The organism is Streptomyces sp. M41(2017) (assembly GCF_002078175.1).
Taxonomy (GTDB): domain Bacteria; phylum Actinomycetota; class Actinomycetes; order Streptomycetales; family Streptomycetaceae; genus Streptomyces.
This window is the reverse complement of record NZ_MWFK01000001.1, coordinates 1535048-1547109: the sequence shown is the minus strand read 5'-3', so window position 1 is coordinate 1547109 and position 12062 is coordinate 1535048. Positions and strand designations below refer to the sequence as shown.

Below are 12062 nucleotides of genomic sequence, written 5' to 3'. Positions count from 1 at the left end.
ATGGGCAAGCTGGACGGGCGCGTCGTCGTCATCACCGGCGCGGCGCGCGGGCAGGGCGAACAGGAGGCGCGGCTCTTCGTGGCGGAGGGCGCGCGCGTCGTCGTCGCGGACGTGCTCGACGAGCAGGGGGAGGCGCTGGCGAAGGAGATCGGCGCGCACTACGTCCATCTGGACGTGAGCCAGGAGGCCGACTGGGCGGAGGCGGTGCGCTCGGCGAAGGCCGCGTACGGACGGATCGACGGACTGGTCAACAACGCCGGCATCCTGCGCTTCAACGCGCTCGTCGACACGCCCCTCGACGAGTTCGTGCGGATCGTGCAGGTCAACCAGATCGGCGTGTTCCTCGGGATCAGGACCCTCGCGCCCGAGATCGCCGAGGCGGGCGGCGGCACGATCGTGAACACGGCCTCGTTCACGGGACTCACGGGCATGGCGTACGTGGGCGCCTACGCGGCGACGAAACACGCCATCGTGGGCCTCACGCGGGTGGCGGCGCTCGAACTCGCCGAGAAGGGGATCCGCGTCAACGCGGTCTGCCCGGGCGCCGTCGACACGGCCATGAGCAACCCGGCGCAGCTCTCGCCCGGCACGGACGGCGCGGAGGCCTCGCAGGCGCTGGACGCCTTCTACAGCAAACTCGTGCCGCTCGGCCGGATCGGCAGGCCCGAGGACGTGGCGCGGCTCGCCCTGTTTCTGACGGGCGAGGACTCCTCGTACATCACCGGGCAGCCGTTCGTGGTCGACGGGGGCTGGCTCGCGGGCGTCAGCGTTCTCTGACGCCGTATCAGCTCTTGACGGTCCATGCGCGCGGTGGAACAGTCGGCTCACACGATCTGACGGTTCGTCAGATAACGGGATGGGGACGGTGAACCTCCTTGGAATTCGGGCTCTTTGTACAGGGATACGTGGGCAAGCGGGCCGAGACCGATCCGCTCGCGGAGCACAAGGCGCTGATGGAGGAGACCGAGTACGTCATCCAGGCGGACAAGTCCGGCTTCAAGTACGCCTGGGCCTCCGAGCACCACTTCCTGGAGGAGTACTCGCACCTCTCGGCCAACGACGTCTACCTCGGCTATCTGGCGCACGCCACGGACCGCATCCACCTGGGCTCGGGCATCTTCAACCCGCTCGCCCAGGTCAACCACCCGGTGAAGGTCGCCGAGAAGGTCGCCATGCTCGACCATCTCACCGGCAACCGCTTCGAGTTCGGGTCCGGGCGCGGCGCCGGCTCGCACGAGATCCTCGGCTTCCTCCCCGGCATCACCGACATGAACTACACGAAGGAGATCTGGGAGGAGACCATCGGGGAGTTCCCCAAGATGTGGCTCCAGGACGAGTACGTCGGCTTCCAGGGCAAGCACTGGCAGCTCCCGCCGCGCAAGATCCTGCCCAAGCCGTACGGGAAGTCGCACCCCGCGATGTGGTACGCCGCCGGGTCGCCGCCCTCGTACTCCATGGCCGCCCGCAAGGGGCTCGGCGTGCTGGGCTTCAGCGTGCAGAAGGTCTCCGACATGGAGTGGGTCCTGGAGCAGTACAAGACCGCCGTCGTGAACGCCGAACCCATCGGCGACTTCGTCAACGACAACGTGATGGTGACCACCACCGCGATCTGCGCCCCCACCCACGACGAGGCGATCCGCATCGCCGTCGCCGGCGGACTGCACTATCTGCCCTCCCTCGTCTTCCGCTACCACGACACCTTCCCGCGCCCCGAGGGCTTCCCCGTCTGGCCGGAGACCCTCCCGGAGTACAACGCCGAGTTCGTCGAACTCCTCATCCAGGAGGAGCTGTTGATCTGCGGCGACCCCGGCGAGGTGCTCAGCCAGTGCAAGCGCTGGGAGCAGGCCGGCGCCGACCAGCTCAGCTTCGGACTGCCCGTCGGCGTCCCCAAGGAGGAGACCCTCCAGACGATCCGGCTGATCGGCGAACACGTCATTCCGAAGATCGACACGGACCCGGTGCACCGCACGACCCGGTTCCGCCAAGCCGTCTAGGGGGTACTTCCGCGATGCTCGACCACCTGATCAAGGGCGCGACCGTCGTGGACGGTACCGGCGCGCCCGCCCACACCGCGGACGTCGGGATCCGGGACGGCCGCATCGCCGTGATCGGCTCGGTCACCGAGCCGTCCCGGACCGGCGAGGACGCGCACGGACTCGTCCTCGCCCCCGGCTTCGTCGACCCGCACACCCACTACGACGCCCAGCTCTTCTGGGACCCCTACGCCACCCCGTCCCTCAATCACGGGGTCACCACGGTCGCGGGCGGCAACTGCGGGTTCACCCTCGCCCCGCTGCACCCCGACCGCCCCGAGGACGCCGACTACACCCGCCGCATGCTGTCCAAGGTCGAGGGCATGTCCCTGGTCGCGCTGGAGGAGGGCGCCCCCTGGACCTGGCACAGCTTCGGCGAGTACCTCGACGCCCTGGAGGGGCGGATCGCCGTCAACGCCGGTTTCATGGTGGGGCACTGCGCGCTGCGCCGGTACGTGATGGGCGCCGACGCGGTGGGCGGCCGGCCGACGGCGGAACAGCTCGACGCCATGCTCGCCCTGTTCCACCAGGCCATGGACGCCGGCGCGTGGGGCCTGTCCACGACCCAGTCCTCCACCCACTCCGACGGTGACGGCCGCCCGGTCGCCTCCCGGCACGCGGGCCCCGAGGAACTCCTCGCCCTCGCCCGGGCCGTGGGGGAGCACGAGGGCACGCAGATCGAGGCGATCGTGGCCGGCTGCCTCGACCAGTTCAGCGACGCCGAGATCGACCTGTTCGCGGAGATGAGCGCCGCGGCGGGCCGGCCGCTCAACTGGAACGTCCTGACCATCGACGCCGCCGTCCCCGAGCGCGTACCGCGCCAGCTGGAGGCGAGCGAACGCGCCCGCAAGTCCGGCGGCCGGGTCGTCGCGCTCACCATGCCGATCCTCACCCCGATGAACATGTCGCTCGGCACCTTCTGCGCGCTGAACCTGATCCCCGGCTGGGGACCGGTCCTCGGACTGCCCGTCCCCGAGCGGATCGAGCGGCTCCGCGAACCGGAGGTCCGCGCCGAGATGCTGCGGCGCGCGAACAGCAAGGAGGCGGGCGTCTTCCGACGGCTCGCCGACTTCGGCCGCTACGTCATCGGCGACACCTACAGCGCCGCCAACGAGGGCCTGACCGGGCGGGTGGTCCGCGACATCGCCGCCGAACGCGGTCAGGAACCCTTCGCCTGCCTGGTGGAGATCTGCGCGGCCGACGACCTGCGCACGGTCCTGTGGCCGATGCCGACCGACAACGACCCCGACTCCTGGGCGCTGCGCGCCGAGACCTGGCAGCACCCCGACGTCCTGCTCGGCGGGTCCGACGCCGGCGCCCATCTCGACCGGATGTGCGGGGCCCCGTACACCACCCGGTTCCTCGGCGACTGTCTGCGCGGCCGCAGGCTCGCCTCCCTGGAGCAGGCGGTGAAGATGCTCACGGACGACCCGGCACGGCTGTTCGGGCTGCGGGAGCGCGGACGCGTCGAGGTCGGCTTCCACGCCGACCTGGTGCTGTTCGACCCGGAGCGCATCGACGCCGGCAAGGCCACCCTCGTGCACGACCTGCCGGGCGACAGCCCCCGGCTCGACTCCCGGGCGATCGGCGTACGGGCCGTGTGGGTCAACGGCGTCGAGTCGATCCGGGACGACGTGGTGACCGGCGCGGTGCCGGGGACGGTGCTCCGCTCGGGCCGCGACACCCACACGGTGAGCACCCGGTGACGGGCGCCGGGGGAGGGCACGGGGAGCAGCGCCTGTTCATCGGCGGCTCCTGGGTGGCACCGGAGAACGGGTTCTACGAGGTGACCGACCCGGCGACCGAGCGGGTCGTCGGGCTCGCCCCCGAGGCCTCCCGGGCCCAGGTGCACGCGGCGGCGGCCGCGGCCCGCGAGGCGTTCGGGCCCTGGTCGCGCACCCCCGCGGAGGAACGGGGCGCCGTCCTCGCCCGCGCGGCGGACCACATCGGGCGCCACCTCGTCCCGTACGCCGACCTCGCGCAGGCCGAGAGCGGCGCCACCACGGGCACGGCGCGCGGGATGCAGGTGGGGGTCGGGGCGGCGCGGTTCCGCCGCTACGCGCGGCCCGAACCGGTCGAGCAGCCGCTGCCGCCGCAGATCAACGAGGCGGGCCCGTTCGGTGCGGCCGCCGTCATGGGCGCGCTCGCGGTGCGCCAGCCCGTCGGCGTGGTCACCTGCATCACCTCGTACAACAACCCGTGGGCCAACCCGGCCGGCAAGATCGCACCCGCGCTCGCGATGGGCAACACCGTGGTGGTGAAACCGGCGCCGCAGGACCCGCTGTCCGTGTACCGGATGGCCGAGGCGCTGGAGGCGGCGGGGGTGCCCCGGGGAGTGGTGAACGTGGTGAGCGGCTCCACGCCCGAGTCGGGCGAGGCCGCGGTCGACTCCGCGGACGTCGACATGGTCAGCTTCACCGGCTCCACCGTCGTCGGACAGCGGATCGCCGAGGTGTGCGGGCGCGGCATGAAACGCCAGCTGATGGAGCTGGGCGGCAAGGGCGCCGCCGTCGTGTTCGACGACGCCGACCTGGCCTCGGCCGTCGCCGGCATCGGCACGACCTTCTCCTTCTACAGCGGACAGATCTGCACCGCGCCGACCCGGGTCCTGGTCCAGCGCGGCGCGCACGACCTCCTCGTACAGCGACTTGGCGCCTACGCGGGTCACGTGAAGGTGGGTGATCCCCGGGAGAAGGGCACGGTGGTCGGCCCGGTCATCTCGGCGGCCCACCGCGACCGCGTCGAGGCCTACGTCGAACTCGGCCGCAAGGAGGGTGCCCGGGTGGTGGCGGGCGGCGAACGGCCGCCCCTGGACACCGGGTTCTACGTCGCCCCGACCCTGCTCGCCGACTGCACCCCCGACATGAGGGTGGTCCGCGAGGAGATCTTCGGGCCGGTCGTCGTGGTCCTGCCCTTCGACGACGAGGACGAGGCGGTCGCCCTCGCCAACGACTCGGACTACGGCCTCATCGACTACGTCTGGTCCGGCGACGTCGCCCGCGCCTTCCGGGTGGCCCGCCGGCTGCGCGCGGGCGGCGTCGGCGTCAACACCGTCGGCCGCAACATGGAGGCCCCCTTCGGCGGCTTCAAGAAGAGCGGCGTCGGCCGGGACGTGGGGTCCTACGCCCTGCACGCGTACAGCGAGACCCAGGCGATCGTCTGGCCGGGGTGAGGCGAGGGGCTCGGCCCGCGGTCGTCGGCCGGTGACGTCGGCACCCCGGTGCGACGGCACCCGCCGCCGTACCGGAGGAGCCCGCCGGTCCCTCGGCGGACCACCCCGCGGGTCCGGCCGTCGAGGGGGAGCCGGCTATGGGGCGCCTCCCAGGAAGATCGGGTTCGTGAACGCCGCCAGCGCGCCCGGCAGCGGCCCCGCCGCCGCCTCGTGGCGCAGTTCCGCGCGCACGTACGCCGCGTAGGCAGCCGTCGTGCGCCACTCCACCGTGCCCGCCCCGGACACCGGCAGCGGGTCGGAGGTGAACAGCAGACCCTCGTCGGTGACCAGGCGGACCGTGCAGCGCGGGGCGCCGGCGACCTCCACGCGGACGGTGACCGGGGTGTCCGGGGCGACCTTCAGCCGCTCCCCGATCCCCGCGTGCTCGCCCCGGGCGCCGGACGCGGTGAACGCGAGGGAGACCAGCTGCGACTCGGCGACGTAGGAGCGGCCCGCGCGCAGGCCCGCCTGGACGGCCTCGCGGGTCAGGTCCTCGGCGAGCACGACCGTCTGCGGGGTGCCGACCTGGTCGGGGTCGCGGTGGGCGTCGCTGTTGCCCATCGCCGGGAGCCAGCCGTGACCGCCGCTCCGGACCGCTGCGACGAGCATGTTGTCCCAGTCGGCCAGGGCGATCTCGTCGTCGGGGGTGTACGGGCCGTTCCACACCTCGACCGCGTCCGCCTCGCCGAAGCCGAACTTCCAGCCGCAGCCGATGCAGGTGGCGTGCGGATGGGCCGGCACGACGAGTCCGCCCGCCTCCCGGACACGGCGGGCGAACTTCCCGAAGCGGTTGTCACGGGCCCGGTAGCGCCAGTCGACGAAGGTGCCCGGGTCGGTGCCGAGGGCCAGCACATGGCCGTTGCGGGTGGTGATCTCCTCGCCGAGCAGGATCAGCAGGTCGTCACCGGCCTGGTCCGCCCAGTGCGGGTGCGAGGAGTGGGTGTTGTGGTCCGAGGAGTTGATGAAGTCCAGGCCCGCGGCGCGCGCCAGCGCGGCGATCTCCGCCGGGGTGCGGCGGCCGTCCGAGTACCAGGAGTGCAGATGGCAGTCGCCGCGGTACCAGGCGCGGCCGCGGCCCCGGGCACGGGCGGGCGGGTACACCGGCTTCGGCGTCACGGCCTGCTCCCCGTACGTCAGGGTGACCGTGACCTCGTACGTGAGCCCCTGCGGTGCCACCGTGTACGGGCCGAGCGCGATGTGCCAGGTGCCGGGCCGGACGGGGCCGGGGAGGTAGCCGGGGGTCGCGTCGTCGCCGCGCAGGAAGAACTCGGAGCGCGCGCCGCCCGACCACCCGCGGAAGCCCCGGCCGCCGAGGTCGGTGCCGCGCTCGTCGAAGATGCCGATGTCCAGGGCGTTGCCCGCGGTGCCGGCCGGGACCGACGGCTTCTCGTAGGTGTAGGCGACCTTGATCTCCCGCACCCCGCGCGGGACTTCGACCGGCAGGTACACGAAGTCCGGCGAACCGGTGGGCAGGGTGCCGCGCACCGTCCGGGTCTCCGTGCCGGAGGCCGGGGTGCCCGGTCCGCCGGCCGCGTCGGCGCCGCTCGCGAAGGTCACGCTTCCCAACGTAAGGGCCGCGGCCGCTCCCGTCACGAACAGGGCACGCCGTGGCATACCGATTCCGTGGTCGTCGTCGCACATGGGCTGCTCCCGGGATCGGCGTGGCAGTGACATGACATGTTCGGGCAGGGGGCCGGCACCGGCAAGACTGCTGTCCGGCCGTGAACACCGGGGCACGGGAAGGTGAGCGGCACCGGTGCCCCTCCGTAACGAGACGCGGCGCGCACGGAATCGGCCATGCCCTGTAACGCCTGATCAACGCGATCGTATGCTCGAAGGATGACGACCTCCGCGACGGGCGCGACTCCCGGATCCGGGCCGACGGCGAACTCCATGCGGCGTGCGCTCAAGCGCGCAAGGGACGGCGTCGCGCTCGACGTGACCGAGGCCGCGGTGCTGCTCCAGGCCCGCGGCACGGACCTCGACGACCTGACGGCCTCCGCCGCCCGGGTACGGGACGCCGGCCTCGACGCGGCCGGCCGCCCCGGCGTCATCACCTACTCCAAGAGCGTCTTCATCCCGCTCACCCGGCTGTGCCGGGACAAGTGCCACTACTGCACCTTCGTCACCGTCCCCGGCAAACTGCGCCGGGCCGGCCACGGGATGTTCATGTCCCCCGACGAGGTCCTCGACATCGCCCGCCGGGGCGCCGAACTCGGCTGCAAGGAAGCCCTGATCACCCTCGGCGACAAGCCCGAGGACCGCTGGCCCGAGGCCCGCGAATGGCTGGACGCGCACGGGTACGACGACACGATCGCGTACGTACGGGCCATCTCCATCCGCATCCTGGAGGAGACCGGCCTGCTGCCGCACCTCAACCCGGGTGTCATGTCGTGGACCGACTTCCAGCGGCTCAAGCCCGTCGCGCCGTCGATGGGCATGATGCTGGAGACCACCGCGACCCGGTTGTGGTCCGAGCCCGGCGGCCCCCACCACGGCTCCCCGGACAAGGAGCCCGCCGTCCGGCTGCGGGTCCTGGAGGACGCCGGCCGCTCCTCCGTCCCCTTCACCAGCGGACTGCTCATCGGCATCGGCGAGACGTACGAGGAGCGCGCCGACTCGCTGTTCGCGCTGCGCCGGATCTCCCGCGCCTACCACGGCATCCAGGAACTGATCATCCAGAACTTCCGCGCCAAGCCGGACACCGCGATGCGCGGGATGCCGGACGCCGAACTGGACGAACTGATCGCCACCGTCGCCGTCGCCCGGCACATCATGGGCCCGGCCGCCTGCCTCCAGGCACCGCCCAACCTCGTCGACAGCGAGTACGGACGGCTGATCGGCGCCGGCATCGACGACTGGGGCGGGGTCTCCCCGCTCACCATCGACCACGTCAACCCCGAACGACCCTGGCCGCAGATCGAGCTGCTGCGCGAGCAGTCCTCCGAGGCGGGCTTCGAGCTCCGCGAACGCCTCTGCGTCTACCCCGAGTTCGTGCAGCGCGGCGAGCCCTGGCTGGACCCGCGCCTGCTGCCGCACGTCCGCGCGCTCGCCGACCCGGAGACGGGCCTCGCGCTCCCGGACGCGGTCGTCGAGGGCCACCCCTGGCAGGAACCCGAGGAGGCCTTCACCGCCTCCGGCCGCACCGACCTGCACCACACCATCGACACCGAGGGCCGCACCGGCGACCGCCGCGACGACTTCGACGCGGTGTACGGCGACTGGGAGGCCCTGCGGGAGGCGGCCGCCCCCGGCATGGTGCCGTCCCGCATCGACACCGACGTCCGTTCGGCACTGGCCACGGCGGCCGACGACCCGACGAAGCTGACCGACGACGAGGCGCTCGCCCTGCTGCACGCCGACGGCCCGGCACTCGACGCCCTCTGCCGGATCGCCGACGACGTCCGCCGGGCCGCGGTCGGCGACGACGTCACCTACATCGTCACCCGCAACATCAACTTCACCAACGTCTGTTACACCGGCTGCCGCTTCTGCGCGTTCGCCCAGCGCCGCACCGACGCCGACGCGTACACGCTCTCCCTGGACCAGGTCGCGGACCGCGCCGCCCAGGCGTGGGACGTGGGCGCGGTCGAGGTGTGCATGCAGGGCGGCATCCACCCGGATCTGCCGGGCACCGCCTACTTCGACATCGCCAAGGCCGTCAAGGAGCGGGTCCCCGGCATGCACGTGCACGCCTTCTCCCCGATGGAGGTGGTGAACGGCGCGACCCGCACCGGCCTGTCCATCCGCGAGTGGCTGACCGCCGCCAAGGAGGCCGGCCTCGACACCATCCCCGGCACCGCCGCCGAGATCCTCGACGACGAGGTGCGCTGGGTCCTGACGAAGGGCAAGCTGCCCACGGCGACCTGGATCGAGGTCGTCACCACGGCCCACGAACTCGGCATCCGCTCGTCCTCCACGATGATGTACGGGCATGTCGACCAGCCCCGGCACTGGCTCGGCCACTTCCGCACGCTCTCCCGCATCCAGCAGCAGACCGGCGGCTTCACGGAGTTCGTGACCCTCCCCTTCATCCACACCAACGCCCCCGTCTACCTGGCCGGCATCGCCCGCCCCGGCCCGACGACCCGCGACAACCGCGCGGTCATGGCGATGGCCCGCCTCCTGCTGCACCCGCACATCCCCAACATCCAGACCAGCTGGGTCAAGCTGGGCACCGAGGGCGCGGCCGAGATGCTCCGCTCCGGCGCGAACGACCTCGGCGGCACCCTCATGGAGGAGACCATCTCCCGTATGGCGGGCTCCAGTTACGGCTCCTACAAGTCGGTCAAGGACCTGATCGCGGTCGCCGAGGCGGCGGGCCGCCCGGCCAGGCCCCGCACGACGACCTACGGCGAGGTCCCGGAGGAACGGCAGCGGGCGGCGGCGGCCTCGGACGGCCACCTGCCGGAGCTGCTGCCGGTGCTGGAGTGACAGAAAACCCTTTCATTGCTGTCAGTGACCCCTGTTAGCTTCTTGCCGCCCGTGTGATCCACGGGCGTCAAGCGCGAACAGGGGAGGGCCACTTGAACACATTCCGAAGGACCGGCAGACGCAGACGGCTGCTGGTGGCGGGTTGCGCGACCGCGCTGCTGGCGGGCGCCGCGGGCACGGCGAACGCGGTGGACAACCTGCCGCCGAAGCAGCCGCTGGTGAAGGATCTCCAGACGGGCGGGAAGGCCTGCGCCACGGGGGACGACACGGTGTACGTCTCGCAGCCGCCCCGGCTGAACGCCGTGCTGTTCGACCCGGAGGAGGACAAACAGCCGTCCGAGTTCAGCCCGGTCCAGGGTGAGTTCGAGGCCTGGTGGACCGATGCGTCGGGCGCGGAGCAGCGCCGCACGTACACCACCATCACCCTGGGTTCGGGATCGCCCCAGTACTGGACCGTGCCCTCCGACATCCCGGCGAACACCAGCATCTCCTGGCACGTCCGGGCGAACGACGGCAAGGCGACCTCGCCGTGGAGCGACGAGGGCGACGGCTCGGTGTGCTCGTTCGTCTACGACGACGTGAACCCGGAGAAGGCCACGATCACCTCGCCCGAGTACCCCAACCCCGACGACGTCTTCTGGGTGGACGGCGTCGGCGTCTACGGCCACTTCACGATGGACTCGCCCTCGGACGACGTCGTCGCGTACTCGTACGGCTTCCCCGGTGGCCCCTACGGCACCGTGGCGGCGGACCGTCCGGGTGCGGCCGTCACCCTCCCGTACCTGCCGCTCACCTCGGGCCCCAAGTGGCTCACGGTCCGCGCGATCGACCGAGCGGGGCGCAGCAGCGGAGAGACACGGTACGAGTTCAACGTGAAGGAGGGGCGCGCCCCCGTCGCCCGCTGGACACTCGACGACCCGGCCGGCTCCCGCTCCGCCGCGGCAGAGACCGGCACCGCTGCCCGCGCGGGCACCGGCGTGACCTTCGGCGGCCCGGCCCCCTCGGGCACGGAGGCGACCGCCACCGTGAGCCTCGACGGCACCGGCCACGGCTTCCTCACCCCGGACGTCCCGGCCACCGACCTTCGCGCGTCCTTCGCGGTGAGCGCCTGGGTGCGCCCCGCCGAGACCGGCCGCACGATGACGGTCGCCAGCCAGGACGCGGCCGGGAAGCCGGGCTTCACCCTCGGCCTCCGGGCCGAGGACTCCGGCCCCGCCTGGTCCTTCGCGATCGGCGGCAGCCGGATCACGGGCGGAGCGCCCGAGACCGGTGAATGGGCTCACGTGCTGGGCCTGTACGACGCGGAGACCGGCAAGGCACGGCTCTACGTCAACGGCCACGAGGTCGGAACCGCGGCGGACGCGACGCCCACCGAGGCGTCCGGCGCCTTCCAGATCGGCCGCGCCCGGGGCACCGCCGGCTACCGCGACCGGTGGCACGGCGAGGTCGGTGACGTCCGGGTCCACGACCGGGTCGTGGTGCCGGGCGAGGCTGCCGAACTGGCACAGCGCAAGCCGAAGCTGCTCGGTCACTGGTCGTTGGAGAACGCGACGGACGGTGTGAGCCCCGAGCAGTCGGACGGCACACCGCTGCGGCTCGGCACCGGGGCGACGATCTACAACGGCTCCGACAGCTCCTGCATCCCGGAGCTGGACCCCGACTGCACCCCCGTGCCCCCGGCGCTGGTCGGCGAAGGACACCTGCGCCTGGACGGCGAAACCGGGTACGCGGCCACGGACGGTCCGGTCGTGGACACGGGGGACAGCTTCACGCTCGGAGTCGTGGTGCGCCTGGCGGACTCCGAGCCGGCCCACCCGATGACGGTGCTCTCGCAGGCGGGCGAGCACACGGACGCCTTCAAGCTGCGCTACGTCCCCTCCACGCACACCTGGCAGTTGGTGATGCCGGTGCGGGACGAGGCGGGAGCGCCCGAGAAGGTGGTGTCCCAGATCGAGGGCGCGGACGGCGGCGAGGGCCAGGGCCACCGCCTCGCCGTGGTCTACGACGACGCGTCCGACACGATCAAGCTCTCCTTGGACGGCACCGTCGGCGCGGAGGAACCGGCCGCCTTCGCGAACGGCTGGCGTAGCACCGGTCCCCTCCAGATCGGACGGGGCAAGGTCGACGGTGGCTGGGGCGAGTACCTGCACGGTGACGTGGACGAGGTGCAGGCCTACGCCGGGGCGTTGGAGGACGTCGGCGGTCTGGGCTGGGGCACGGACCCCTGCGTCTGCTGAGCCGCATCCACCCGAGTGTGGCGCGCTGACGTCTGCGTACCGACCGTACGACGGCCCGCCGGAACCGCGTTCCGGCGGGCCGCCGTCCGTCCGGTGCCGGCCGATCACCCTTCCACGCGGGCGAGTTGGGTGAGACTGGACGCGTGG

At 72.3% G+C, this 12062-nt stretch carries 7 protein-coding genes; 6 read left to right on the top strand and 1 reads right to left on the bottom strand.

Going from position 1 to position 12062, the window contains the following annotated elements:
* From B0675_RS06720 to B0675_RS06705, 4 genes are all read left to right on the top strand, one after another.
* Entirely contained in the window at positions 1-777 is a 777-nt protein-coding gene (locus tag B0675_RS06720) for a glucose 1-dehydrogenase (RefSeq protein ID WP_081217828.1), read from the top strand.
* Between the two features lie 98 nt (positions 778-875).
* Entirely contained in the window at positions 876-1994 is a 1119-nt protein-coding gene (locus B0675_RS06715) for an LLM class flavin-dependent oxidoreductase (protein ID WP_081217827.1), read from the top strand.
* Between the two features lie 14 nt (positions 1995-2008).
* Positions 2009-3739 carry a D-aminoacylase gene (locus B0675_RS06710; protein ID WP_081217826.1) on the top strand — a complete coding sequence of 577 codons (1731 nt, stop codon included), beginning with the start codon at positions 2009-2011 and terminating at the stop codon, positions 3737-3739.
* A complete protein-coding gene (locus B0675_RS06705) occupies positions 3736-5205 on the top strand; it encodes an aldehyde dehydrogenase family protein (protein ID WP_081217825.1) in 1470 nt (489 codons plus the stop codon). The genes B0675_RS06710 and B0675_RS06705 overlap by 4 nt, the downstream gene beginning before the upstream one ends.
* A gap of 135 nt (positions 5206-5340) precedes the next feature.
* Here B0675_RS06705 and B0675_RS06700 read toward each other — a convergent pair whose 3' ends face one another.
* Complete coding sequence (locus B0675_RS06700) at positions 5341-6885, bottom strand: CehA/McbA family metallohydrolase (protein WP_081217824.1); 1545 nt, start codon at positions 6883-6885, stop codon at positions 5341-5343.
* 198 nt (positions 6886-7083) lie between these two features.
* Between B0675_RS06700 and B0675_RS06695 the strand changes: the two genes are divergently transcribed.
* Entirely contained in the window at positions 7084-9678 is a 2595-nt protein-coding gene (locus tag B0675_RS06695) for a bifunctional FO biosynthesis protein CofGH (RefSeq protein WP_081217823.1), read from the top strand.
* Between the two features lie 131 nt (positions 9679-9809).
* On the top strand, positions 9810-11915 hold the full coding sequence (locus B0675_RS06690; protein WP_081221630.1) for a LamG domain-containing protein: 2106 nt from the start codon (positions 9810-9812) through the stop codon (positions 11913-11915).
* Positions 11916-12062: the final 147 nt, after the last annotated feature.